Source organism: Cognatundibacterium luofuense, from assembly GCF_018139685.1.
GTDB classification, from domain to species: Bacteria; Pseudomonadota; Gammaproteobacteria; order Burkholderiales; family Burkholderiaceae_D; genus Undibacterium; species Undibacterium luofuense.
In genome coordinates this window covers 90,886-115,932 of record NZ_JAGSPN010000007.1, presented here as the reverse complement: position 1 = coordinate 115,932, position 25,047 = coordinate 90,886, and the positions used below count along the sequence as shown (strand labels likewise).

Annotated in this window: 32 protein-coding genes, 1 tRNA gene and 1 pseudogene; 28 read left to right on the top strand and 6 right to left on the bottom strand. The window is 50.4% G+C overall.

Annotation, left to right across the window (positions count from 1 at the left end):
• Position 1 precedes the first annotated feature (1 nt).
• The 11 genes from KDM89_RS11100 (at position 2) to KDM89_RS11050 (ending at position 8,869) form a co-directional block, all read left to right on the top strand.
• The gene (locus KDM89_RS11100; protein WP_212687998.1) at positions 2-229 is read left to right on the top strand and encodes a hypothetical protein; all 228 of its coding nucleotides are present in this window, start codon (positions 2-4) and stop codon (positions 227-229) included.
• Positions 230-559, top strand: a complete 330-nt coding sequence (locus KDM89_RS11095) for a hypothetical protein (protein ID WP_212687997.1) — start codon at positions 230-232, stop codon at positions 557-559. It abuts the gene before it with no gap.
• 85 nt (positions 560-644) lie between these two features.
• The gene (locus KDM89_RS11090; protein WP_212687996.1) at positions 645-1,082 is read left to right on the top strand and encodes a hypothetical protein; all 438 of its coding nucleotides are present in this window, start codon (positions 645-647) and stop codon (positions 1,080-1,082) included.
• A 40-nt stretch (positions 1,083-1,122) separates the two neighbouring features.
• Positions 1,123-2,295, top strand: coding sequence for a phage tail sheath protein (locus tag KDM89_RS11085; RefSeq protein ID WP_212687995.1), 1,173 nt, complete (start codon positions 1,123-1,125; stop codon positions 2,293-2,295).
• 75 nt (positions 2,296-2,370) lie between these two features.
• Positions 2,371-2,880, top strand: coding sequence for a phage major tail tube protein (locus KDM89_RS11080; RefSeq protein WP_212687994.1), 510 nt, complete (start codon positions 2,371-2,373; stop codon positions 2,878-2,880).
• 69 nt (positions 2,881-2,949) lie between these two features.
• Complete coding sequence (locus KDM89_RS11075) at positions 2,950-3,282, top strand: phage tail assembly protein (protein WP_212687993.1); 333 nt, start codon at positions 2,950-2,952, stop codon at positions 3,280-3,282.
• An 8-nt stretch (positions 3,283-3,290) separates the two neighbouring features.
• Positions 3,291-3,404, top strand: coding sequence for a GpE family phage tail protein (locus KDM89_RS11070; RefSeq protein ID WP_212687992.1), 114 nt, complete (start codon positions 3,291-3,293; stop codon positions 3,402-3,404).
• Positions 3,405-3,442: 38 nt separating this feature from the next.
• A complete protein-coding gene (locus KDM89_RS11065) occupies positions 3,443-6,175 on the top strand; it encodes a phage tail tape measure protein (RefSeq protein ID WP_212687991.1) in 2,733 nt (910 codons plus the stop codon).
• Positions 6,176-6,187: 12 nt separating this feature from the next.
• Positions 6,188-6,619: a phage tail protein gene (locus KDM89_RS11060; protein ID WP_212687990.1), complete on the top strand. Its 432-nt coding sequence runs from the start codon at positions 6,188-6,190 to the stop codon at positions 6,617-6,619.
• A 3-nt stretch (positions 6,620-6,622) separates the two neighbouring features.
• Complete coding sequence (locus tag KDM89_RS11055) at positions 6,623-7,615, top strand: phage late control D family protein (protein ID WP_212687989.1); 993 nt, start codon at positions 6,623-6,625, stop codon at positions 7,613-7,615.
• Between the two features lie 231 nt (positions 7,616-7,846).
• Positions 7,847-8,869 carry a sensor domain-containing diguanylate cyclase gene (locus tag KDM89_RS11050; protein ID WP_212687988.1) on the top strand — a complete coding sequence of 341 codons (1,023 nt, stop codon included), beginning with the start codon at positions 7,847-7,849 and terminating at the stop codon, positions 8,867-8,869.
• A gap of 102 nt (positions 8,870-8,971) precedes the next feature.
• On the opposite strand, the gene KDM89_RS11045 is transcribed toward KDM89_RS11050, so the two are convergent.
• Together KDM89_RS11045 and KDM89_RS11040 are read right to left on the bottom strand one after the other, a co-directional pair.
• On the bottom strand, positions 8,972-9,325 hold the full coding sequence (locus KDM89_RS11045) for a CZB domain-containing protein (RefSeq protein WP_212687987.1): 354 nt from the start codon (positions 9,323-9,325) through the stop codon (positions 8,972-8,974).
• A 284-nt stretch (positions 9,326-9,609) separates the two neighbouring features.
• Positions 9,610-10,314: a hypothetical protein gene (locus KDM89_RS11040; protein WP_212687986.1), complete on the bottom strand. Its 705-nt coding sequence runs from the start codon at positions 10,312-10,314 to the stop codon at positions 9,610-9,612.
• A gap of 327 nt (positions 10,315-10,641) precedes the next feature.
• Between KDM89_RS11040 and KDM89_RS11035 the strand changes: the two genes are divergently transcribed.
• The 4 genes from KDM89_RS11035 to KDM89_RS11020 all read left to right on the top strand — a co-directional run bounded on the left by KDM89_RS11035 (position 10,642) and on the right by KDM89_RS11020 (position 15,106).
• The gene (locus KDM89_RS11035) at positions 10,642-12,516 is read left to right on the top strand and encodes an ATP-dependent nuclease (protein WP_212687985.1); all 1,875 of its coding nucleotides are present in this window, start codon (positions 10,642-10,644) and stop codon (positions 12,514-12,516) included.
• A gap of 75 nt (positions 12,517-12,591) precedes the next feature.
• Positions 12,592-13,797: a Swt1 family HEPN domain-containing protein gene (locus KDM89_RS11030; RefSeq protein WP_212687984.1), complete on the top strand. Its 1,206-nt coding sequence runs from the start codon at positions 12,592-12,594 to the stop codon at positions 13,795-13,797.
• A 34-nt stretch (positions 13,798-13,831) separates the two neighbouring features.
• Complete coding sequence (locus tag KDM89_RS11025) at positions 13,832-14,452, top strand: hypothetical protein (RefSeq protein WP_212687983.1); 621 nt, start codon at positions 13,832-13,834, stop codon at positions 14,450-14,452.
• A 66-nt stretch (positions 14,453-14,518) separates the two neighbouring features.
• Entirely contained in the window at positions 14,519-15,106 is a 588-nt protein-coding gene (locus tag KDM89_RS11020; RefSeq protein WP_212687982.1) for a hypothetical protein, read from the top strand.
• 195 nt (positions 15,107-15,301) lie between these two features.
• On the opposite strand, the gene KDM89_RS11015 is transcribed toward KDM89_RS11020, so the two are convergent.
• Both KDM89_RS11015 and KDM89_RS11010 read right to left on the bottom strand, forming a co-directional pair.
• Positions 15,302-16,021, bottom strand: coding sequence for a hypothetical protein (locus KDM89_RS11015; RefSeq protein ID WP_212687981.1), 720 nt, complete (start codon positions 16,019-16,021; stop codon positions 15,302-15,304).
• Between the two features lie 249 nt (positions 16,022-16,270).
• Complete coding sequence (locus KDM89_RS11010; protein WP_212687980.1) at positions 16,271-16,681, bottom strand: helix-turn-helix domain-containing protein; 411 nt, start codon at positions 16,679-16,681, stop codon at positions 16,271-16,273.
• A gap of 79 nt (positions 16,682-16,760) precedes the next feature.
• On the opposite strand from KDM89_RS11010, the gene KDM89_RS11005 reads away from it, so the two are divergent.
• The 12 genes and pseudogenes from KDM89_RS11005 to KDM89_RS22490 all read left to right on the top strand — a co-directional run.
• Entirely contained in the window at positions 16,761-16,955 is a 195-nt protein-coding gene (locus KDM89_RS11005; protein ID WP_212687979.1) for a hypothetical protein, read from the top strand.
• Between the two features lie 12 nt (positions 16,956-16,967).
• The gene (locus KDM89_RS11000) at positions 16,968-17,162 is read left to right on the top strand and encodes a hypothetical protein (RefSeq protein ID WP_212687978.1); all 195 of its coding nucleotides are present in this window, start codon (positions 16,968-16,970) and stop codon (positions 17,160-17,162) included.
• A gap of 28 nt (positions 17,163-17,190) precedes the next feature.
• Positions 17,191-17,379, top strand: a complete 189-nt coding sequence (locus tag KDM89_RS10995) for a hypothetical protein (RefSeq protein WP_212687977.1) — start codon at positions 17,191-17,193, stop codon at positions 17,377-17,379.
• A complete protein-coding gene (locus KDM89_RS10990; protein ID WP_212687976.1) occupies positions 17,376-17,636 on the top strand; it encodes an Ogr/Delta-like zinc finger protein in 261 nt (86 codons plus the stop codon). Before KDM89_RS10995 ends, KDM89_RS10990 begins: the two co-directional genes overlap by 4 nt.
• Positions 17,637-17,746: 110 nt before the next feature.
• Positions 17,747-17,902 (top strand): hypothetical protein, encoded by a 156-nt coding sequence (locus KDM89_RS10985; RefSeq protein WP_212687975.1) that lies wholly within the window; start codon positions 17,747-17,749, stop codon positions 17,900-17,902.
• A gap of 157 nt (positions 17,903-18,059) precedes the next feature.
• Positions 18,060-18,347: a hypothetical protein gene (locus KDM89_RS10980; protein ID WP_212687974.1), complete on the top strand. Its 288-nt coding sequence runs from the start codon at positions 18,060-18,062 to the stop codon at positions 18,345-18,347.
• Positions 18,348-18,350: 3 nt separating this feature from the next.
• Positions 18,351-21,026 carry a toprim domain-containing protein gene (locus KDM89_RS10975; RefSeq protein ID WP_212687973.1) on the top strand — a complete coding sequence of 892 codons (2,676 nt, stop codon included), beginning with the start codon at positions 18,351-18,353 and terminating at the stop codon, positions 21,024-21,026.
• Between the two features lie 4 nt (positions 21,027-21,030).
• Positions 21,031-21,198 (top strand): hypothetical protein, encoded by a 168-nt coding sequence (locus KDM89_RS10970; RefSeq protein WP_212688085.1) that lies wholly within the window; start codon positions 21,031-21,033, stop codon positions 21,196-21,198.
• 13 nt (positions 21,199-21,211) lie between these two features.
• Complete coding sequence (locus KDM89_RS10965) at positions 21,212-21,463, top strand: hypothetical protein (RefSeq protein WP_212687972.1); 252 nt, start codon at positions 21,212-21,214, stop codon at positions 21,461-21,463.
• Positions 21,464-21,502: 39 nt separating this feature from the next.
• Positions 21,503-21,652 carry a hypothetical protein gene (locus KDM89_RS10960; protein ID WP_212687971.1) on the top strand — a complete coding sequence of 50 codons (150 nt, stop codon included), beginning with the start codon at positions 21,503-21,505 and terminating at the stop codon, positions 21,650-21,652.
• Positions 21,653-21,688: 36 nt separating this feature from the next.
• A complete protein-coding gene (locus KDM89_RS10955) occupies positions 21,689-21,865 on the top strand; it encodes a hypothetical protein (protein WP_212687970.1) in 177 nt (58 codons plus the stop codon).
• Positions 21,837-22,850: pseudogene (locus KDM89_RS22490) on the top strand (recombinase family protein); the annotation flags it as partial. The gene KDM89_RS10955 and the pseudogene KDM89_RS22490, both read left to right, overlap by 29 nt.
• A 51-nt stretch (positions 22,851-22,901) precedes the next feature.
• Here the strand turns inward: KDM89_RS22490 and KDM89_RS22485 are convergent.
• Positions 22,902-23,252: a hypothetical protein gene (locus KDM89_RS22485; RefSeq protein WP_230427810.1), complete on the bottom strand. Its 351-nt coding sequence runs from the start codon at positions 23,250-23,252 to the stop codon at positions 22,902-22,904.
• A 130-nt stretch (positions 23,253-23,382) separates the two neighbouring features.
• A tRNA-Met gene (locus tag KDM89_RS10945) sits at positions 23,383-23,459 on the bottom strand.
• A 198-nt stretch (positions 23,460-23,657) separates the two neighbouring features.
• Here KDM89_RS10945 and ppnN point away from each other — a divergent pair.
• Complete coding sequence (gene ppnN / locus KDM89_RS10940; RefSeq protein ID WP_230427809.1) at positions 23,658-25,028, top strand: nucleotide 5'-monophosphate nucleosidase PpnN; 1,371 nt, start codon at positions 23,658-23,660, stop codon at positions 25,026-25,028.
• Positions 25,029-25,047 lie beyond the last annotated feature (19 nt).

Here is a 25,047-nt window from a genome sequence, read left to right as displayed (position 1 = left end):
CATGAAAAAACTCATTACCGGCTACCAATGGGGCGACGACGGCACGTATATCGGCCCCTATAGCTTTCAAAACAACCGCGACAAAAAAGACATTCATCTGCCGCCGCGCACCACGCTCACGCCACCGCCAGAGCAGATCGCGGTCGATGAAGAAGCCGCGTGGGATGGCAAGCAGTGGGTGGTACGCCGTCTGAGCTTGTCGCATTTACCGGATCGCGAGGTGGAATAAATGGAACTGAAAACCGTACTGACTTGCCCGCTGGGCCACAAATGCCAGGAAGTGCGCGATGGCGCGATTCATCAGTGCAGCTGGTTCACAAAGCTTGCCGGCAAAAATCCGAATACCGGTGAAAACGTCGATGAATTTGCCTGTGCCATGAGCTGGTTGCCCGTGCTGCTGATCGAAAACGCCCAACAGCAACGCAGTACCGCAGCAGCAGTGGAGTCTTTCCGCAACGAAATGGCGGAAGCAAACCAGCACAGCCAGCAGTTATTGCACGCCTCCGCCAGCGTATTCGGTACACCGCATTTTGTAAGGGCGATCGGCAAAGCGGGCTGAAATTTTGAAGATCACAGCCAGCGAACAGATGCGATGTGCCGCTGTGCTGCTTACCAGTGAATTTGCTAAACACGACGAGGAAAAAATGGACTACCGCGCAACCAAAGTAGATGGCACCAGCTATGTACGTGCCAATGAAGTGCTGATCGCCAATCCGTATGGTCAGGCACCGCACATCATCTTCAACGAAGAAATTGTCCTCAATATCGGCGGACAAGTCATTCGCCAGCCTTACACAGCGCCACTGCCTGCCATGCCGCTGCTGGAAACCTTTGGCAAAAGTAATGAGCCTTTTCCGTTGCTGGATCCGGAAACCGGTGTCGTTCTCGGTACTGCAACCAATGCCGATTTGCACATCCTCCTGTATTCCAAATACCGGCACCTGACCGAAGCCCGCGACAACGCGCTTGCACAACATGCGCAGCAACTGGCGGAAGAGCAGCAGGCACAGGCGCAATTCAAAGCAGAAGCGGCCGCCGCAGCGCTGGAAGACGGTACCGGTGCAGCAGAAGTGAATACCTGACGCGCACCACCAACCAACCCGATACAACGGAGGAAAAACGATGTCCAGAGACTATCACCACGGCGTCCGAGTCATTGAAATCAACGAAGGCACCCGCCCGATTCGCACCATATCCACGGCGGTAATCGGCTTAATCGCCACGGCAGACGACGCCGATAACAAAACTTTCCCGCTGAATACCCCGGTACTGCTGACTAACATCAACAGCGCCATTGGCAAGGCAGGTAAGAAAGGCACCTTGTCCCGCGTGCTGGAAGCCATCGGCAAACAAACCAATGCCTTTACCATTGTGGTGCGGGTAGAGCAGGGTGAGGACGAAATCGCTCAAACCAGCAATGTCATTGGTACCGTCACCGCAGACGGCAAATACACCGGCATTAAAGCCTTGCTGTCTGCCCAGGCAAAGTTTGGCATGAAGCCCCGCATTCTCGGTGCGCCGGGGCTGGATACACAGGCAGTCACCAATGAAATGGTTGCCGTTGCACAGCAATTGCGCGCATTCGTCTATGCATCATGCTGGGGTGCCCAAACCAAAGAAGACGCCGTCAATTACCGCGAAGAGTTTGGCCAGCGTGAACTCATGCTGATCTGGCCGGAATTTATCAGCTGGGATCCCGTCACCAAATCCAACAACAGTATTTCTGCCGTGGCCTATGCACTGGGTTTGCGCGCCAAAATCGATAACGACATTGGCTGGCATAAATCCTTGTCCAATATGGTGATTAACGGCCCGCTGGGTATCTCGCGGGATGTTTTCTGGGATCTGCAAAGCGGCGCAACCGATGCCGGCTTTCTCAACCAGTCCGGCGTAACAACCCTGATTAATAAAAGCGGTTACCGCTTCTGGGGTTCGCGCACCGTGGAAGAGGGTGAATTTTTCTTCTTTGAAAATTACACCCGCACAGCGCAGGTACTGGCAGACAGCATTGCAGAAGCGCATTTCAGCTATGTCGATAAACCGGTGCATCCGTCCCTGGTGCGCGACCTGCTGGAATCGATCAATGCCAAATTCCGCGAGCTCAAGGCAGAGGGTTACATCATCGATGCCCATGCCTGGTTTGACCCGGCATCCAACACCAAAGACAGCCTGAAAATGGGCTCTCTGACCATCGATTACGACTACACGCCGGTACCGCCGCTGGAAGACCTGATCCTGCATCAGCGCATTACCGACCGCTATCTGGCGAACTTTGGTCAGCGCATCACCGCCTGACTGCACCAACCCTGCACTGATAACCATGCTGCCCCGTTTTGTAGCGGGGCAGCCAATCACTGATCCGGAGCCAACATGGGCATGCCAAGCAAATTAAAGAACTTCAACTTATTCAACGACGGTATCTCTTACCTCGGGCAGGTACCGGAACTCACCCTGCCAAAACTAAGCCGCAAGATGGAAGACTACGTCGCCGGCGGCATGACCGGCCCGATTGAAGTCGATTACGTGAATGAAAAAATCGAACTCGACTGGACAGCCGGCGGCCTGCTGGTCGATGCCCTGCAGCAGTACGGTGCCATTACCCATAACGCCGTGCAATTGCGCTTTGCCGGTGCCTACCAGCGCGACGACAGCGGCGAAGTGGATGCGGTGGAGATTGTGGTGCGCGGCCGCCACAAAGAAATTGAAATGGGCAACGCCAAAATGGGTGACAAGTCCGACCACAAGTACAAAACGACCTGCAGCTATTACAAGCTGACCGTCAACGGCGAAGACATCATCGAACTCGACTTCATCAACGGCGTTGAAGTGGTTGGCGGTGTCGATCGCACCGAAGAAATCCGCCGCGCTATCGGCGTTTAACACCCGTCACCAGCAGCAGCAATTGCCGGTGAATGCAATGTTTCATTCCACCAGAAAGCACACATCATCATGACCACAACCAACAACATCAACGACAGCAGCACTGCAAACCAGAGTGATAAAACCATTGTTCTGGATGAACCAATCAAACGCGGTGACAGCCTCATCGAAAAAATCACCATTCGCAAACCCAAAGCAGGCGAGCTGCGCGGCGTTTCGCTGGTGGATCTGGGCAACATCAGCGTGGTCGCCTTACAGCAAGTACTGCCACGCATTTCCACCCCCATCCTTACCTCGCAAGATGTGGCCAATCTGGATCCGGCAGATCTGCTGGAAATCGGTGCCGAGGTAGCCTCTTTTTTGGTCAAGAAAGCGGACCGTATGGTGTTCCGGAAATCGTAGAAGACGCCATGGCAGATATCGCGGTGGTGTTTCACTGGCCACCCGCTGCCATGCACGAACTCAGCCTGTCAGATTTAATGGAATGGCGTGAACGCGCCAGAGTAAGAAGCGGGGCAGAATAATGTCAGAGCGTGACTTAAAACTTCAGGTAGTTTTTTCGATGATGGAGAAAGTCACTGCTCCGCTGAAATCGATACAAAAAGAAAGCAGCGCAGGTGGTAAAGCACTGAAAGCCTTGCGCGATCGCTTAAAAGATCTCGAGGCTCAGCAGCAAAACGTATCCAGTTTTCGCCAGTTAAGCGCTGGGCTGCGCGAAACCACAGGCAGGCTGGAAGCTGCACGTCAGCGTGCAAATGCGCTGGCAAAGCAAATGCAGGCCACTGTCAACCCCACGCGCACACTGCAACGCGAGTTTGACCGGGCTACCAAAGCAGCAAAACTCATCAAAGAACAACACCAGGCCCAGACGCAGCAACTGCAAACCCTGCGCGACAAGTTACACAGCACCGGCATCAGTACCCGGCATTTAGGTGATGCACAAAAATGGCTGAAAGAAGGCATTGCCTATACGAATGCAGAGCTGAAAGACCAGCATAAAAAGCTGGACCAGCTGGCAAAAAAACAGGAGCAATTTGCCGCAGCCAAAAAACGCATGGAGCAAACCCGCAGTAGTGCCACTAGCTTGGCTGCAACCGGCATCGGCATGACCGTGGCTGGCGGTGCCATGGGTGTGCCGGTGATTAAGAGCGTGGATCAGGCGGCACAGTTTCAGCAGCAGGTTTCCCGCTTGCGGGCGCTGGGCATTGGTGAAGACATGGTGCAGGAAGGCATTCAGTTCGCCAAAGGGATGAATATGATGGGCAGCAGCTCTCTGGATAACCTGAAACTGCTGACCGAAGCGCATTCTATTTTGCGCGACTTTCACCATGCGCAGGAAGTGACGCCGCTGCTGGCCAAAATGAAGTTCGGCATCGAGGGCGTCATGCAGCAGCGTGGTGGCGGCGAAGGCCACGGCGAGGCCGCAGAAAACATGTTCCGCGACCTCATCAAAACCGCAGAGCTGCGCGGCGCACTGAAAGACATGGACACCTTTAAACGGGTGCTGGACTTTTCCACCAAAGCCTATGTGGCCTCCGGTGGTTTGGTGAAACCGGAAGATTTGCTGAACATGATCAAAACCGGTGGCGTAGCGGCCAAACAGCTTTCTGACGATAGCTTTTTCTTTGGCATGCTGCACAACATTCAGGAAATGGGCGGCGACCGCACCGGTACCGCACTAATGAGTGCTTACCAGAACTGGGCTGTGGGGCGCACCACCCAGCAAACCGCCGAAGAGCTGCACAAAGATGGACTGATTAATCCGGATGCCATCAAATACGGCAAAACCGGCCACATCACCAAAATGATGCCGGACGCATTGAAATCTGCCGAGAAATACAAATCCGACCCATTTTTGTATCTGATAGAAGATGTTTTACCCAAGATCAAAAAAGAAGGCATGACTGATAACCAGGTCATCAGCAAGATCACCACCCTGTTTTCCAGCCGCACAGCGGCAAATCTGATGAGTTCGATGTATCTGGAGCGCGCCAACATCGAAAAACACCGGGTGGCCGCCAAGGGCGCATTTGGTATTGACCAACTGAATCAGGAATCCGCATCGGGCGTGAATGGTCAGTATCTGGATTTAATCGCCAAGCGCAACACACTGGAGCAGCAACTGGGCGAACAACTGCTGCCCGTCATCAATACTGGCTTAAAGCTGCTGATCGGCACCCTGAGCGGGCTGAACAGTTTTTTTACCCAACACCAGACCACTGCCAAAGTGCTGACCGTGTCATTTGCCGCGCTGGCCGTTGTGCTGGTGGTACTGGGCGGGCTGGCACTGGTGCTGGCCTCGTTAATCGGGCCGTTTGCTATTTTGCGCTACGGCATGGCCATGCTCGGCATACAAGGGCTGGGCCTTGCCAGCATATGGGCAAGGCTGGGTGCTGTGTTCACGAGGGCAGGTACGCTCATCGGCTGGTTAAGTCGCGGTATCAGCGTCGCTTTGCCGGTACTTGCCGCACTTGGCGGCAGGCTGATGCTGGCAGGGCGGGCAGTGTTTGCCTTTGGTGCGGCATTGCTGGCCAACCCCATCGGACTGGCAATTACGGCTGTGGCACTGCTGGCAGCCGGTGCTTATTACCTGTACCGCAACTGGGCACCGGCTCCACAGTTTTTTGACGGTATCTGGGCGCGACTTCGCCAAATATTCGCATCTGCTATGGCGTGGTTTTCCGGCCTGCCGTCAACTTTCAGCGAGTTTGGTAGCAATATGATGCAGGGACTCATCAACGGTATTTCCGGTGCGGCAGCAACGGTGCGCGAGGTCATCAGCAATGTGGCGGATGATGTGGTGGGCTGGTTCAAAGCAAAGCTGGGCATACACAGCCCCAGCGTGGTGTTTGCAGAGCTTGGCCAGTTCACCATGCAAGGCTTATCAGTAGGGCTGGAGCAGGGCGAACACCAGCCGCTGAAACAACTGAGCAGCCTGACCAAACGCATGGCAGCACTGGGCGGCGGGCTGGCGATATCAGCCGCCGCAATGCCAGCCATGGCAACAGACATCATCCCACCCTTTGCCCGGCCATTGACACCGGTAACGGCAGAAGCACCGGTGTTTAAGCCTTTGGCACCCGTCAGTATTGATCGCCGGCCACCGGTTGCAACACAGGGCAGTGCACAGCCAGCCCAACACCACAGCACAAACAGCATACAGATCACTATTAACCCGCCTGCAGGCGCAGACCCCCATGCCATTGCCAGAGCCGTGGCCGCAGAACTGGACAAGCGCGAACGCCAGCGCAGCCTGGCAAAGCGATCCAGCATGCACGATTACGATGAATCATAAGGAAGCAGCTCCATGATGATGAGCATTGGCCAGTTTGTGTTCAGCCTGTCCACACTGGCTTACCAGGATTTTCAGCGGCAGCAGGAATGGAAACATCCGGCTACACCCCGCGTGGGCGCCAGAGATGCCCACCAGTACGTGGGCGAGGGCGACGACACCATCACCTTTTCTGGCTGGATTGCGCCGGGCTTTAACGGCGACATCACCTCATTAGACGATCTGCGCGATCTGGCAGACGAAGGCAGGGCCAATGTGCTGGTAGAAGGCACAGGCCGCATCTTTGGCGAATTTGTGATTACCCACCTGTCAGAAGGGCGCACCCTGTTCTTTGAAGACGGTTTTCCGCGCCGGGTTGAGTTTTCTCTCAGCCTGAAACGGGTAGACCGGGGCGACCGCATCGATTCGCACAGCGGATCTGGCAGAGACGAAGTGCTGGAGGATTAAACCATGACCTACCCGATACCCGCATTTGCCGTAACACTGGCCGGACGCGATATTACCGGCAACATCTACCCCCGGTTGGTGAACCTGACACTGACAGAATCCCGCGAAAACGCGGTGGACCAGCTCGACATCACCATCGACGACAGCGATGGCATGGTGGCTATCCCTTCCAAAGGCGTCAAAATCACCCTGAAACTGGGCTGGCAAGGGCAGGGGCAATATGCCGGCATGGTGGATAAAGGCACTTTTGTGGTGGACGAAGTAGAGCACGAAGGCGCACCGGACACCATCACCCTGCGCGCCCGCAGCGTTGCCATGGATAAGCATGTACGCGTGAAAAAAAGCCGCAGCTTTCACCAGCAAACCGTGGGCGACATCGTCAGCCAGATTGCCGCAGACAATGCCCTGACACCAAAAATAGGAGAAAAATTTCAGGAAGAACTGATCGACCATATCGACCAGACCAATGAATCTGATATCCACTTCCTAAACCGGCTGGGAAAACGGTTTGACGCCGTTGCCACCATCAAAAAAGACGCCTTACTGTTTTTGCCAATAGGCGAAGGCACCAACAGCAAAGGCCAGAAAATGCCAACAATGGTGCTGACCCGCCAGCACGGCGACAAACACCGCTACCACACCGCCAGCCGGGACGCTTACAGCGGCGTGCGCGCCCAATGGCACGATGCAGACGACGCAAAAGAAAAAAGCGAACTGATCGGCACAGACGACAACCCCAAACGCCTGCGCCACGTGTACGCCAACCAGACAGATGCAGAAAAAGCGGCACAGGCAGAATGGAACCGGGTAAAACGTGGCAAAGCCACACTACAACTGACACTGGCACTGGGCCGCCCCGACATCACCCCAATGATGCCCGTCAAAATACAGGGCTTTAAACCCCCGATCGGCAATACCGAATGGCTGATTGTGAAAACGACGCATTCGCTTTCAGTTCAGGGATTTAGCAGTCAAATGGAGTTGGAAGTCAAATGAACTAAGCCGTATGCAATTCAAGAGAGTAAGTGCACGTCAATCTGCGATTTACTGAGTTTGGCTTGCCTTGGCAATTGGTAAATATTTAAATTGCATTGATAATGCTGTTTATACGGATAAAAGCGGAAATCACGATGTTTAACAAATTTTCGAAAAATAGATCCGATAATTAGTAAATGGAAAATAGAAAAAACCAAGAACGAATGCAGTTCCGCAATTGCAGAGGACATCATGGATATCATCCTTAAACAACTTGCTCAGTCGTTAAATGAGGCGCGTTCGATAGAGCAGCTCGTAAGACCCTTGCTCGAAATGTTAAGCAGTGCAACGGGCATGGAATCGACTTACCTGACTTCAATCGAATTTGATGACGATACGCAGACGGTTAAATATGCTCGGAATGTTGGTAATTTACAAATTCCCGAGGGTATCGTTGTCAGTTGGGGGGACTCACTCTGCAAACGTTCATTAGAGTCGTGTATTTCCGCCACATCCGATGTGCAGGAATTGTGGAGCGATTCCGAGGCTGCAAAAAATCTCGGGATTTGCTCCTATATGACGGTTCCTATTGTTTGTAGTGGTGGTAAATTAATGGGAACACTGTGTGCGGCGAGTGCCGAAAAAGTTGAACAACAACAAAAAGCCAGAACAGTTTTGCAATTATTTGGAAACATTGTTGCTAATTTTCTGGAGCGCGAAATTCTGATATCTGAACTGCAAGAAACTAACAGAACATTGCAGCGGATAGCACTAACGGATTTGCTGACAGACTTACCGAATCGCAGGGCAATGATTGAGCAGTTAGAAAGGATACTCGCCCATGCGACAAGATACGGTACGTCAACACTCATCGGTATGATTGATTTGGATAACTTTAAATATATCAACGATGAGTACGGGCATCGCGTGGGAGATCAGTTTCTTCGCGAAATTGCACGCCGTCTCGCTGATTGCTTAAGAGCGACGGACTTTCTGGGAAGATTGGGTGGTGATGAGTTTTTGTTTGTTGGTTTTGGGCCATCGCCAAAAGATCAACAAAGGCCTGTTGACGTGGCCGCAATGATGCAAAATCGGCTAACCAAAGCCACCGAGGGAAAGTTTGACTTAGGTGAGGTTTCGATAAACTACGGGGGAGCAAGTGTTGCAGTAATAGTCTTGGATGCGGATACGAGCACTTGTGAGAAAGCGATCGAAGCAGCTGATGATGCGATGTATCGCGTCAAGCAACAGAGAAAGTTAGCGTTAGCGCATTGAAACTGAGGGTACACTGAATCGAAATGTTGACTCTTACGAGCCTTCAACAACAGGACGCAAAGCAAATTGAATCCTGTTGTCAGTAATGTACTTGTGAATAGATTACATTCCAGCTTCTTTTTTTAGTTTCCCAATTGCCAGACTGACAGCGCTGGATGCAGTTGCATACGATGTACCGGCATCAAGTGCTTTCTCTGCTTCCGAATAAGCTCCTTTATTAATCAGTTTTGCGACTTTTCCTGCCTCGACATGAAAATTTGCATGGCGGCTGACGCAATCTTTGTAACTGGCGAGACCACCAATTTTCGTTCTGGACTCACCGTGCAACCATTTACCCAAATCGCAACAGTTATCTTTTGCGATGGTATCTGCATCTAATTGCTCTTTTGCCGTAATAGCTTTGCGAAATTTAACTTTCCATTCCGCGTGTTTTGCAACTGCATTATCCAGATCCATTATGTGCTCCCAGAAGTAAGAAAATTAACTAAATTAAATATTTATAATTTTAGGTCATGTCGAAAACCGCATCCCATAAAATGCTGATACTTGATCACACATACACGCTTGCAATCAGGAATTAGCATAGCCCATCCCAGAGAAATCGGCATTGTTTTTCTTTAAACAATCCCCTGCGGATTGATAGCGAATAATGGATTTGTAGTTTTTTACTGAAAATAACGAATATGCAGGTTAATTTGACTTCAAATTGGGAAACGGTGTGTCTGATGAGAGCCACCGATTTACCATTTTGAAGGTTCTTGATGCCTGCGTTTTGTTACCGGCTTGATCGAAGGTGTTTTGATTTGCTCCCAATAATTGGGTGATGCACCGGGTGCGTTAGTGCACTTCATCAAATTGTTGTCCGGCATTTTGACGATGCTGCCGACTGAAAAGCTTTTGCCATCCTGATGGCAGTATTCATCTGTTGCGGCGATGCTGGCGGGCGTATCAGCTTTGTTTGACTGCACAACGGCCCACACAACGCCACAAAGGCAAAACAGGCTGAACATGGCCAGAATGCTTAAGCCGATGCGTAATTTCTTTACGCTGTGTTTGTGTTCTACGCAGACGGGGCAGGGCAGCGGTGCTTCCTGCGTGGCTGGCTGTTCGCTTGGTTCATCAGGAAGATGATTCCCGGCAAGCCCGGCCAGATAGGCGATCACATCTTTGTACGTATCAGCGCTGAGACTATTCAGATTGTCTGCACCAAACTCTGCCAGAATGTGGCGATAAACCTCCAGATCTGCCATGCCCGTGCTTGCGCTGACTGCTTTAACCCGATCCTTAATCTTTGCGCGCTGAAACATGTTGAGCGCCTTAAATTCGACAGGCTTTGCCTCCGGCGCAGAAGACACATTCACATTCATCACGTTATGCAGCGCCGGGCCGGTTTTCGCGTCTCCCATCACCACCTGGCCAACGTCGCCATGAAATTCCTTACCCATCTACACCCACCCAACTGATTCCACAAAATCACAGCGAAACATCGACTGCAAGATCAGGCCAAAAACGGCGTTTACTTCAGTGCTTAACATCGGCATATCTTTTTACATGTTAATTAGCGCACTGAAAAAATTTTGCTAAACATCAGCTAATTGTTACCAAAAAGTGACGATAGCGTTACACAATGATACCTTATCATTGTGGCATTGCAAACGCGCTATTTAACTGAAATTTGAGTTGAAATAAGCCGTGACTTGTTCGTTAAGAATTGCCGAATTTTGGTGGGATCGGAACATACTCAGATCAAAAAAATCAAGGAGTAAGAAAAAATGAAAATTCAATCTGTACGCATAATGAACTTTCGTGCTTTAAGGGATGTATCCATTCCTTTCGACGCTGTTACCACCTTTATTGGGCCTAACGGTGCTGGTAAATCCACTGTGTTACGCGCGTTGGATTGGTTTTTTAATGGAAAGCCGGGTTCGCTGACAGAGTCTGACTGTTCATTTGGCGCGACGGATCAGGATATCGAAGTACAAGTCACATTTGGTGATCTTTCGGAAAAAGATCGGGAGGCGCTTGGGAAGTACGCGCCCGACGAAGTGACAACATTCACAGCGTGGAAGCGTCGGTCGCCTGATGGCTCGGAGATTCTTTCAGCGAATGCGAAAGGCTTTCCGCAGTTTAATGCCATCAAGGCGGCATCTACTGCTACAGACAAGAAAACACTTTACGCGAATCTTCGTTCTGCAGAGCCATCGTTAGACCTGCCTGCTGCAGGTACGGGCCCTGCTATTGAAAGTGCAATGACAGCTTGGGAGGCCGCTCACACCGATTTGCTTGAAGATGCGCCTGAGGCACTTCAAACCAATTTCTTTGGTTTTAATAGCGGCGGAAAGATGAGCGGACTTTTTGATTTTGTGTTGATCACCGCTGACCTGCGCGCTAGTGAAGAATCCATAGATGGAAAGTCGAGCATCATCGGCAGAATTCTTGAGCGATCAGTGGATCGCACTGCGGCCGATGAAGAAATTGCCAGAGTTGTTGATGAATCGCGAGTGCAGCAACAGAGAATTTATCAAGAAAAATTTGCGGAGCCGCTTGCTGACATCACCGCAAAACTTAACCAGGTTGTTACTTCATATGCGCCGGGACGCGCTTTAAGAGTTTCGCCTGCAGCATTTGAAATCAAGGCCCCTCGAACCACATTTGAGGTATCTGTTCGTGACGGTGAGACGGAGACTGTAGTCGAGAGACAGGGGCATGGTTTCCAACGCACAATTCTTATTTCTGCTCTACAGCTTTTGGCGCAGTCCGGGGCTGCCGCTACTGGTGGCGTGATATGTTTGGCGATTGAAGAACCAGAGCTATTCCAGCATCCGATTCAAGCTAAAGCGTTTGCGAAAGTACTTCGCGATCTTGCTGAGGACACTGAAAAGCGCATACAGGTGACTTATGCCACTCATAGCCCATATTTTCTTGAGGCGCGACATTTTGATCAGGTAAGAAGACTGACACGTTCATCTGATGGCCCCCCTGAGGTCTCTGTTCACTATGCGACTGTTGATAACGTCAAAGCTAGACTGGAAGGCGTTGTAAGTGCTGATGTGGTCGATAGAAGACTTGATCATAACGTAGCAGAGCAACTGGCAATTGCCCTATTTGCGAATCGCGTACTTCTTGTGGAAGGGCCTACGGAAGTTTCTGTTTTCTACGGGATAGGGGACAGGTCAACACCTGGTGCACTTGAGGCAGAGGGGATTTCTATTACATCCGTTGGTGGAAAAGGTTCAATTACGCTTGCACATGCAATTCTAAGTTCTATTGGAGTACCAGTTTACGCACTATTTGACGCGGACGCAGGGTTTGAGGGGCGAGCAAGTGGTAAATCGCTTGAAAAAATCGCTGGAGAGAAAAATGGCCACGTATCAGAGAATCGAAAGCTCTTGCGCTATTTTGGTCGACAAGAGGAGGACTTTCCACAAGAAGGTGCATTTGATGGTGTCGCCATATTTGGAGATCACTTGGAAACGTTCCTTTCAAATAATTGGCCGGAGTGGGCGGTTGCTTGCGCCGATGTCGAGCGTGAGGCTGGAATAAGTCTGGATAAGAATCAACTTGCTTATCGTACCGCGACCTCAAAGGCAGGTGGAACTGAACCTGCGATGCTATTGGAAATTATATCCAAGACAAAAGGTCATTAGTTGTAAATAATTTAATATTAATATATATTTTTAATGGTCTTATCTTTAATAGAAGCAAATTTATGCGGAGGAATAATGTCAGGCACGATAAAAAAAATACTGGAGGAACAAGAGAAGTTCCGTAATTTGATAAAGCCTCACGACCAATTAACGCAATCCTTTAAATCAATTCAAGATCCAATTAGTGTCTCGACCGCATATAAAGCCATTCAAAAAATTGAGGATTGGCAGAAGTTACTGTCTAGCGTATCTAACTCATTTAGCATAAAAAATGAGATGGATAATATTGAACGTCAACGACAGTTACTTTTGGGGCCGATTGAGGAGATGCGACGGCTGGGCTTCATCGACGGGAATACACCCTTTCAATCAGAGATTGATAAAATCCTTGAAGATCAAGCACGTTTTCGCCAACAATTTCGTCTACCTCAGCCCTTGGAATTAAGTGCATTTGCCCACATAGCTATGGCATCTGATTTGACTCACACGGTAATGGCAACTGAGGAAAAGCTGAAAGAATGTTTCGCTGAGATTCGTTCACCGTGGGTGCAAATTGAAGAAGTAAATAAATCCGTCGTAGCACTTTCTGAATTGGTCTCAATTGGCCGTGGTATTGATATTTACCCTGCTTATGATCAATCCCTTGTTTGTAAGCTGCGTTCTGAATTTGGTGATTGGCGTGATGTCACCATGCCACCGCCAGAAGTTCTAACAAACCCAATTTTACGCACGGAATTCTATCGTGGACAGGGCTTTAATTTTGATCTGACTCACTTTACTTCTCCAGCATTCTACGAGAGTTTGAGAGTTGGTGGATTGGTATCTGATGATCAATCTGAAAGCCTTGATGACGATGGGTTTGGTCGCAATAAGGAAGCACATGAAGTATTGCATCGGTTTGAGAACGCCGTTCGTCGGTTTATTGAGAAGGTGATGCGCGAAGAGTTTGGTCCAAATTGGATTGTGCAACGGTTACCGTCGGGCATGTACGACTCGTGGCAAGAGAAAAAGCAAAAGGCTATCAAAGCTGGGAAGCCGGAATTTCCATTGATTGATTACGCTGACTTTACTGACTACAAGGCAATTATTGAAAAAAATGAAAACTGGAATCAAGTTTTTAAAGGAATCTTTGGCCGCAAAGGGGATGTGCAGGAGTCATTCCAGCGACTTTTTCCAATTCGTATTTCATATGCGCATGCGCGCCCCATCACTCTTGAAGATGCATTGCTTTTGAGGGTTGAAACGAAACGTATTCTCAAAGCGATTGGTGTAGTCAAATAAAATTGACCTAAATTTAATCTTGCCCGAGGTTTTTATGAGAGTTTTAAATAAAAAAATTTTTTTGCTTTGTTTTCTGTTTGTTTTTTCCATGAGTTCAAATGCATCTGAGGAAAAGGATGCAATGTTTGGCTTGAAATGGGGTATGACTAAAAATGATTTCGAAAAACTTGGTATTGCAATCGTTCTTAAGAAGAAGCAGGAGAATTTGACTATATATAAATCCTCAAGTGTTCCTAAGCCTCTTTCTGGATTTTCGGAGTATTCATATGTTTTTTCGGACGAAAAACTTGTGAAAATTGTGGCGACTGGAGATACGATTTTCGATGATGCTTTCGGGGAAAAGGGAAAAGAGAGATTTTCAAACTTGCATGACGCTTTAACGCAAAAATATGGTGAGCAGGAAACGGGTACAAAAACAGTTGGTCTGAAATTGTACAAAGAGTCAGATGAATTTTATGAATGCCTAAGATATCAAGGTTGCGGAATGTGGACGGCAATTTTTAAGACGAATTCCAAGTCGATCGTACTTGATTTGGTTGGGGTGGCACGAGGAAAGGGTTATGTCAATATTATGGTAGAAGCTGTTCCGGAATTTAAAGATGCAATTCAACAGTTTAATACTAAAAAGAATAAACTGGATGCGGGTGCCCTGTAGTTTTAATAATGTAACCTCATAAGGGTAATTGGTTGTTTTATCTTTTTTAATGTGAAATGAATAATTATGAAAAATATTTTTTTAAGAATAGTCTCGGTAGCTGTCATTTCTGGGATTTTTTCGGGTTGTTCGACGATTAGTGAGAAGACGAGAGTTTCATCGAACTTAAATGGCCGTATTTTTAATTCTGTTGCATCAACATATACCGAGCGCCCGACGTTTTTTTCAATTGAGAAAATGAGTGATGGGGCGGAGGTTTTAAATATTAGTGTAAAGAGAATTTATAAGGATGAGTACGGACTTGAAGTAATAGAAAATCGTTTTTTAAAAGAGCATATTGGCGATTATGTGGCGCTAATTGATAAATATGTAGAATGGGAGGCGTTGGCCTTAAAACGTGGGGATATCTTTACCAAAGATATTGGTCGCGCGAAAATTTGGGGGAATATGTCTGAGGTCGAGTTGACTTTTGCATTTCATAGCGGCAGTGCAAATAGTCACTATTTGTATTTAAGACACTGTCGTTTGGGGCCTTGTAATCCAAATAGCGATGTTGTATTCGATTTGGATTCGGCTAAAAAATTATCAGAAATGCTGAAGAATTTTCAGTCAGGGAAACTGAAGCAGGCAGATATTTCTGGAGTCTACAAATAGATAAGATTTTTTAAGGAAACACTGGTTAATTCGATTTTTTTTCAAAAAAACCATGATAAGTCGCTAATTTCATTGGGCGTTAGCGACTATTTTTGGAATGAACCAGTGTCTCCTTATGTACTTTTGCAAGAGAAAGTGGGCATTTCTACGTTCTATTTCCCAAAAAAACACTTGAATAAGCCGATCGCTTAGTTTTTAGCATGTCTTGATAGCAAAGTTTACCTTGCCTTTCATGCACGCATTAATGCGCATGACCGATTCAAGATCTTTTTCTTGGCCTTTGATAAAAATATCGTTACGGTTGAGTTTTGTTTCGCGCAGATTTGGCAAGGGTAAACGCCATTCAGATGCGAGCTTATATTTTTGCGCGATTACTTTTCCCGCTTTTGTATCTGCTTCGTTATCTCGCATACCTTCGGATGTGTATTTCTTGTATAGCGCGTAATAGTCATTCGTGGCATTGAGCATCTCGATCGACACGACGTTTTCTGCTGCTGCAATCTGCCAATTTTTGTCGAACGACACGCTTCGTTTCAGATCTGGAGCATATGAAACCCGTGCGAGGTGCTTATGCATATTCGCAGCCGGTACTGATCCAAGGTCATTGCGGTCGACTGTAACCTCGATCATGTCACTTCCCTGTTTTGCGAGCACTTCGGCCAAAATGATTGCGGTTGCGATCCAGTCATTCTGCATTCCGCCATCGACCGTAACTACCAGAGTGGCTCGCATAAATCCGTCATTGAACGAGTTCGACTTGAAGCCATGTGTGATTGTTACTGGCAAAACGTTTCCCGTTTTTGCCTCGGCGGAAACATGTTCGTTGTTAATCAGTTCTTGAGGATTCTTCTGATCTGAGCAGGAGGAGAAGGCGAGAGAAATACTCAGCGCAGCAATTGTTTTAAGCAAACGCAATTTTTAGTCCCTCCACGAGGCGCATTTACCGTTTGGCTTTCTATAACCCGGGCCGCCCCGGCTGCCGCATCCTTTCGAGTGTTTGCCGATTCGGTCGTATTTGGGTGTTGCCGCGTGGCGCTTGTATCCGGCGTGCGAACCTTTGTGGCCAGCGGCATTGGCGTACGAACTCAGTGACAGGCAGCAGGCGAGAAACAGTAAAGCGAACTTATTCATGCAATTTGATGCTCCAAAGGTTGTTTGCAACAATCAGCTCTTTTTGCCGCCGAAATTAAAGGTTTGCGGGGCGGTGACGTCGTTTTGGACGACTTGGCCCACGTTACCGTGAAATACGTTTTTCTGAGGCGTAGAGACGGAATTCATCCCGCCAATTAGCGCCTGTACGCCTGCTTTGCCGCGCAGATCAAGTGATCTGTAGCCAGCAAGGAGGTCATTCTCATCTTTGCTTAAATCCTGTGTGCTTGTCTGCCCGGTCAGCAGATATTGCACATCAATACCCGCATTTGCGATTGCTTGCAGGTAATCACTGTCCGGTTTGCGGGAACCATTTTCATAGTTCATCTGAGCGTCTTTCTTTACGCCACCCAGTTCAGCAAATTCAGCTTGATTTAAGCCGCGACTTTTCCTCACCTCGCGGAGGCGCGTATTAAAATCGGTCATTTGAATTCAAAATATTGTTGACATGCGGTCAATTGACCACTAATATTGCGTTATCCCTAACGTCACACAATGATACCTTATGTCTCTGCCAACACACCATTTTGGCCGCGCGCCAAAGATCAAAAAGGCTATCCGTACCCCTATCAGCCTGTCGCCGGAAGAGTTTGACGAGGCTAATCAATTTGCGATGGCGGAGCACCGCTCGCGTTCCTCCTTTATGCGGTCTATGTACTTGCGTGGTCTGGAAGACTTTAAACGCAAGCCTAAGAAATAACAGGTTGCCGCCATGTACCCAGATCCTAAACGTGTACGTGACCACCGGGTTACCTTGCGGTTTGATGATTACGAGCATGATCTGATTGTGGCACTTGCCAATTACAACGGTGAACAAACGGCCACCTTATTGCGCCAGCTGGCACTGCGTGAAGCAAAGGCATTGCTGGAAGGCGGTAATGACAGCGTAGTACATCGGTCTGCGTGATTGAAGCCATTTAAGAGCAGCCGAAAAGATGCGTTCTCATCCAATAGTAGTAAATGACGAAGAGCTGGCACTGTTAGAGCAGGTGCGTTTGCAGCAGGGGCTGGGCTCGGTTGATGAGGCGGCAGAGTGGTTGGTGAAGCGGCGTTTGCGCCGGCAGTCTAAGCAGATTACTGGCCGGGGGCGTTCGTTGTATGTTGTTGAAAGGAATCCAGAATGAGAGTGATTGGTTTACCTTGCCCGCATTGTGCGCAGACGGTCCGCGCGATTAAAAGCCGCACCATGTCGCCATTGTTTAAAGAGATTACTTACCGCTGCAATAACGAAGATTGCGGCCATGTGTTTGTGGCTGGCCTTGAGGTGTTGCGCACGGTGTCGTTGTCTGCCATGCCTAATTACGATGTGCGTATTCCTATTTCTCAGCATGTGCGGGCTACTGCACTGAATCAGTTGTCGCTGAATTTATCGGTCGGATAACGACGCTGACCGCGCTGATTTACTGAACATTTAATCCCGTTTTCTGATTGGCAACATGCCTGTTTTCAGGCGTGAGGGGCTTTTTTTGCCCGCAATTTTTGGAGTTGCAGATGGCTTTGTCTTTGACATCGAGAGTGTTTCTGGCGGATGCCCTGGTGAGGGAGATACACCGCCGCAATTGTTTTCCGGACATTACGCCGGTGTATTCGGCACTGGTGCTGGGTGAACTGTTGCAAGACCTGGGCGGTATGGCGGGGGTGTGGTGATGAAGCAGCCGGAAGACAAATTTACTTTGGATGTGTTTGAAAAGCGGCCGCGTGGCCGCCCACGTAAGCCACATGCCAAGTCGGGCGCCCAGCGTCAGCGGGAATACCGGGCGCGTTTGAAAAACGGCGAATTATCGTCACACCGTAACGGAAATTCATGATGCCTGTGCCACCTGTCAGCCGCGAAGAACTAGAGCAAGTGCGTGTGGCACTGCGTATTGCAGCGCCTTTGGAGAGTGCCTCTCCTTTGATACAGCAAACGCTGGCAATGATTGCGCATTGCTGGCGTGGGAAGGTGCCTGCCAATTTGTGGGTGGCGGGTTTGGGTAAGGCGGGTGGGGCAGGTAGGGCAGGCAAAGCGGGTGACGCAGGCAAAACAGGTGCTGCTTTGCCAGTGCAGGGACAGATTGATTTTAAGCGCCGCGCTGCGGGCGATAACGAGTAAACAATGGATTCTTCACTTCACAAAGAGATTACCGAGCGGTTATCGGAATTTAAGTTTAAGCCGGAAGCCAGTGGCATGTTGCGTGGTGGTGTGTGCCCTTCGTGTAAGAAAAAAGAGCTGTACACCAATGCAGATCATCCGTGGGTATTGCGTTGCGGGCGCCTGAATAACTGTGGCGAGATTTTTCATGTGAAAGAGTTGTATCCGGATTTGTTTGATAACTGGTCTGACCGGTACAAACCGACGCCGGAAAACAATAACCCCAATGCGGCGGCAGATGCCTACATGAAGCATGGCCGTGGGTTTGATCTGGCCAAAGTGCAGGGTATGTACACGCAGGAATCGTACTTTGACCGCGAACTGAAGATAGGCAGTGCTACGGTGCGTTTTCCGGTGGGTAATGGCTACTGGGAGCGGATTATTGATCAGCCGCACCGCTTTGGTAAGAAAAAAGCCAATTTTCAGTTTGGTATGAAGTATTACGGCACCTGGTGGAAGCCGGATTCTGTGGTGCTGCAGGCTGTGGATGAAATCTGGCTGGTGGAAGGCATTTTTGATGCGATTGCGCTGATGCATGTTGGTATTGCGGCAGTGGCGCTGCTTTCTTGCAATAACTATCCGGAAGAGGCGTTGCGGTATCTGCAGGCTTCTCGCGGCGGGCAGGAATGCCTTTTGGTGTGGGCGCTGGATGGGGACAGTGCAGGCCGTGCCTATACCAAAAAGCATGTAGAGCGTGCACGGGCGGCAGGCTGGGAGTGTGCGGCGGCGCAAATTCCGCAAAAGGGTAAGAGTAAGCAGGACTGGAATGATGCACATCAGCGCGGGGCGCTGACGGCAGAGGACATCGAGCGTTATCGCTACCACGGCGCATTGCTGATTGCGAAGACCGCAGCAGAAAAAGCGATGCTGATGTATATGCAGAGCGGCGATCAGTCTGAGTTTTATTTTGATTTTGCCCATCGTTTGTACTGGTTCAAGCTGGATCTGGAGCAGTACAACAAGGTGCGTCTGGAGCAGGACAATTCTGACGACCATAACACGCTGTCTGAGGCGGCCTTGCGCGAGGCGGCGCTGGCTCAGTCGCATTCCATTCGCCAGATTGCGAATTGCAATCCGAGGGCGCTGTATTTTCAGGAAAACCTGATTACGGGTGAGAGCTGGTACTACTTTCGGGTGGAGTTTCCGCACGATGGCCCGGCGGTGAAAAACACGTTCACGGCATCGCAGATTTCCAGCTCGGCGGAGTTCAAGAAACGCTTACTGGGTATGGCGGCGGGTGCCATGTTCAGCGGTAACAGTGCGCAGCTGGACCGGTTGCTGGCAGATCAGCTGTTCAATATTCAGCGTGTGGAAACCATTGATTACATTGGCTACAGCATCGAGCACGGTTGTTATGTGCTGGGCGATGTGGCGGTGAAGGATGGTGTGCTGACGGATATTAACGGCGAGGATTTTTTCGATATCGGTAAGTTGTCTTTGAAGTCGCTGAATAAATCGGTGCATCTGACGATTAACCGCGCGCGGGATGAGTACCGCACGGACTGGGTGAATTTGCTGTGGACGGCCTTTGGTGCAAAAGGGCTGGCGGCACTGACGTTCTGGTTTGGTTCTTTGTTTGCAGAGCAGATCCGTGCGGCGCAATCGTCGTATCCATTTCTGGAGGTGGTGGGCGAGGCGGGGGCGGGTAAGTCCACGCTGATCGAATTTCTGTGGAAGCTGTTTGGCCGCAATGGCTATGAGGGCTTTGATCCGAGTAAATCCAGCCTGGCTGCGCGTGCGCGTAACTTTAGTCAGGTGTCTTGCCTGCCGGTGGTGCTGATTGAGTCTGACCGCGAGCGCATGGGCGATGAAAAAAGCCATGTGAAGTCGTTTGACTGGGATGAGCTGAAAACCGCTTACAACGGCCGCAGTACCCGTGCGCGGGGTATGGCGACGGGTGGTAACGAGACTTACGAGCCGCCGTTTCGTGGCTCGATTGTGATCAGCCAGAACAATCCTGTGAATGCTTCTGAGGCGATTTTGTCGCGGATTGTGCATCTGTACTTTGACCGTTCTACCCAGACTGCTGAATCCGGCGAGGCTGCTGACCAGTTGAAATATATGTCGGTGGAAAACGTGTCGGGGTTCATTTTGGCGGCGACGAAGCGGGAAAAGGCGATTCTGGATGTGATCCGCGAGAAAACGCCGGTGTATCTGAAGCAGTTGCGCCAAAGCCCGCACATCAAGATGCCGCGTCTTGCTGAGACGCATGCGCAGATGCTGGCGATTGCGGATGCCTTGTGTCTGGTGATTCGCTTATCGGATGCGCAAAAGGTGGCGCTGACGCAGCAGATCACGGACATGGCGGCGGAGCGGCAGCAAGTCATCAATAACGATCATGTGTTGGTGCAGGAATTCTGGGAGGCGTTTGATTACCTGGATAACGGGGATATGTCTGTCCTGAATCATTCCCGCGATCCCAGCCTGATCGCTGTCAATTTGAATCATTTTTTACAGGTTGCGACGGAGCGCCGGCAGCAGGTGCCGCCTTTGCGCGATTTGAAGAAGGTGTTGAAGACGAGTAGCCGCCGGAAGTTTGTGGATGTGAAGGTGGTGAACAGCGGTATCCGGGGTGGGCAGTCTTCGCTGGCTGCACCTTCGACGGCGGTGAAGTGCTGGGTGTTTCAGCGTGAAAGGTGAGGCAATGAACGTTTGTGAAAGGGCTTATCTGATGCGTTTTCGGGTGACGGTTAAAACAGCGAATGCTGAGTACAACTATTTTGCGATTGCGGCGGAGTCTGGTGCGGTGTTTGACGATGCCTACGATCGGTTTGGTGCATGTGGTGTAACGGTGAATCCATTAATTCATTAAAGAAAGGTGTTTTATGAAGAAGTTTTACGAGATTGAGCTGAATGCGGCGCGTAGTAATGATTTGCTGGACGCGGTGTTGTTGAAAACGGGTTTAAAAAACGATGCAGCACTGGCGCGTGCGCTGGAGGTGGCACCGCCGGTGATCAGCAAAATCCGCCACGGCCGGTTGCCGGTGGGGGCTTCGCTGGTGGTGCGCGTGTGTGAGCTGACGGAGATGGGGCTGAGCGAGATTAAGTCGATTCTTTTGGGGGAGGTGGTGGCATGAGTGCAAATCTGACTGTTAATGCGCAAAGGGAGGGCTAAGATGATTGTATCGAAGAACAAAATTCTGCAGGCGTATCAGGAGACGTATGCGCCGGGCCGGGACAATGTTTCTCGGTTTGCCGAGGTGGCCAGAACGCTGGGGGTGGATGCCGGTGTTGTGGCGGCCATCGTGGCTGAGTCGTTGGCCTGAGCGGGCTTCGGGTTTTAGGCTATATTGAATAACATAATGCTTCAATCAAAAGATCCGCAAGCATGGCAGCAGCTGATCAGGCTGCTGGCCGAGCGCGTTGCCAGCGATGTGTTGTCGCGCAATGAGTCGGAACCGAAAGCCGATTTGCGTGATAATAGTTGTAAGCAATCTAACGCAAATCATCATGCGCGCAATCATTTACGCTCGGTTTAGTACCGACAAGCAACGTGAGTCTTCTATCGAGGATCAGGCAGATATTTGCCGGCGCCTCGCCAATTCGCAGGAACTCTCTGTCATTGCCGTGTATGGCGATGACGGGGTTTCCGGCAGTACCCCAGTTCAACAACGTCCGGGTGGCGCAAAGCTGATGGCTGATGCGCTGGCTGGCCGTTTTGACGTTCTGATCGTGGAAAGTCTCGATCGTTTATCGCGTGACCAGGTGGAGCAGGAGCGAACAATTCGCCGGCTGGAGCATCGTGGCATCCGCATCTTTGGTGCGGTGGATGGCTATGACAGCCGTATGGGCGGCCGCAAGATTTTGCGGGGTGTTCGTGGTTTGATTAATGAGATGTATCTGGATGATTTGCGTCATAAGACGCACCGTGGCCAGGCGGGGCAGGTTGGCCGTGGCTTTGTGGCGGGTGGTAAGTCTTTCGGGTATGACATCGTGAAGACGGACGCGGGCAGTACTTATGTGGTAAACGAGGCGCAGGCGGGCTGGGTACGGTATATCTTTTCTAAGTATGCCGCTGGCTGGAGTGTGCAGCGGATTGCGTCTGAGCTAAATAGTATGGGCATTGCTTCGCCCCGGGGTGGTACTTGGGCGGTGTCTGCGATTTATGGTTGCGCGAAGAAGGGCAGCGGTGTTCTGAATAATGCGTTGTATGTGGGCCGCTATATCTGGAACCGCAGCCAGTGGGTGAAGGATCCTGACACGGGTAAGCGTCAGCGTACTGACCGGCCGGAGGCGGAGTGGTCTGTGATGGATGTGCCGGAGCTGCGGATTGTGGATCAGGAGGTATGGTCTGTGGTGCAGGCGCGTTTGACGGGTAACCGTTTGCGCAACGGCGGCGGCCGGGGTTCGCCTTCGCGGACTTTGTTTGGCGGCATGTTGCAGTGTCCGTATTGCGGCGGCGCGATGGTGGCGATCAATTCGCGTTTGTATGGTTGTAACAATCGCAAGGATCGTGGCGAGGTGATTTGCAAGGGCTTGAATATTTCCCGCAAGCATACTGATCGCCGTTTGATATCAGTGATTCGTGATGAGTTGATGTCGCCGGCGGCCATGCAGGAGCTTGAGGCGCAGGTGCAGCAGGTGCTGGAGGGCGGCAGGCTGGCGGAGGCTTCCGGCGCCGCTGCCGGCAGGGCGCGTATCCGTGAGTTGTCTGAAGAGATCAGCCGGCTGGTGGACGCGATCGCGAACATCGGCATGTCTGACGCACTGCGCGCACGACTGGTAGAGGCTGAAGCAGAACAAAAGCGCATCCAGGCACAACTGGATCAGGTTGCTGAGAAGCAGAGTGTCAGCGCCAAAGAAATCAAATCCCGCATCAAGAGCATTCTGCTCGACCTGCAGTCCACCCTGGACCAGGACACCCAACGCGCCCGCAAAATCATTGCCGACCTGTTTGGTGATATCAGGATTTCAAAAGAAGAGAGCGGGATCTACGCCGAATACGACAAAGCCACCGATAAGCTGCTACTGGCAGCCGGTGGCTTGTCTACAAATTTGGTTGCGGGGGCAGGATTTGAACCTACGACCTTCGGGTTATGAGCCCGACGAGCTGCCAGACTGCTCCACCCCGCGTCTGAGAGGCATGAATTATATAGAGCCATCCGGTGATTTGCAAGGGCTGGGGATGAACTTTCCGTAAAATTAAACAGGATGTAAAAAATTGCATGATTTCTCTGTGACAAGCTTCCGTGCGGGAAAGTTGTGTGCATAATGGGCAAACAGGCAGGCGCATGCTGAAAAACAGTCTGCTGGTCACTGAAGGAGAATGGTATGGAATACGCAACAATCGACAGTGTCATCTCGCCGGAAGGCCGGATGGAGGTGTTGTCGAAAGCAGAGGTTGGAAAACTGCTCGACAGCAGTCATGGTGGTTTGTACATGGTATTCAGAAATTGCGCGCTGGCAGTGTTAAATACCGGCAGTGGTCTGGATGACGGCAAAGAATTGCTGGAACGCTATAAGAATTTTGAAGTCAATATCATCCAGCGTGAGCGCGGCATTAAGCTGGAAGTCAAGAATGCACCGGCAAAGGCCTTTGTTGATGGTGTGATGATTAAGGGGATTCAGGAGCATTTATTTGCGGTGCTGCGCGATATTCTGTTTATTCATGCAGACATTACTTCCAATCCGCAATTTGATCTCAGTGATAGTGAGGGTGTGACCAACGCGGTATTTCATATTCTGCGCAATGCCAATTTATTGCAGCCGCAAGTTAACCCGAATCTGGTGGTGTGCTGGGGTGGTCATTCGATCTCGGGTGAGGAATATGACTACACCAAACAGGTTGGTTACCAGCTTGGCTTGCGCGGACAGGATATTTGTACCGGCTGTGGTCCCGGAGCGATGAAGGGTCCGATGAAGGGCGCAACTATCGGTCACGCAAAGCAGCGTGTCGGGCAAGGGCGCTACATCGGGCTGACAGAGCCTGGCATTATTGCCGCAGAAGCGCCGAATCCGATCGTAAATGATCTGGTCATTATGCCGGACATTGAAAAGCGCCTCGAAGCCTTTGTGCGCATCGGACATGCCGTGATTGTGTTTCCGGGCGGTGCGGGTACAGCGGAAGAAATTCTGTATTTGCTGGGTATTCTGTTGCATCCCGAAAATCAGGACTTGCCATTCCCGCTGATCTTTACCGGTCCGGCTTCGGCGGAAGCCTATTTCCGTCAGATTGATCAGTTTATCGGCGCTACGCTGGGACCTGATGCGCAGAAACGGTACCAGATCATTATTCAGAATCCTGAGCAGGTCGCCAGCGCAGTGGTGGACGGTATCCGTCGTGTACGTGAATTCCGGAAGCAAAGAGGGGACGCGTACTACTTTAACTGGCTGTTGCATATTGATCCGGAATTTCAGCGTCCGTTTGAACCTTCGCATGAAAACATGCGCAATCTGGCGATCCGGCGTGATCAGCCGGTACACTTGCTGGCAGCGCAACTGCGCCGGGCGTTTTCCGGGATTGTTGCCGGTAATGTGAAAGCGCAGGGAATCCGTGCCATTGAGCAGCACGGATTATTTGAAATTCACGGCGATGCTGACATTATGGAAGGAATGGATACGCTGCTGGCATCGTTTGTGGCTCAGCACCGTATGAAATTACCCGGAAAAGCGTATCAGCCTTGCTATCGTATTGTTAAATAACATCAACTTTCTGTATTTT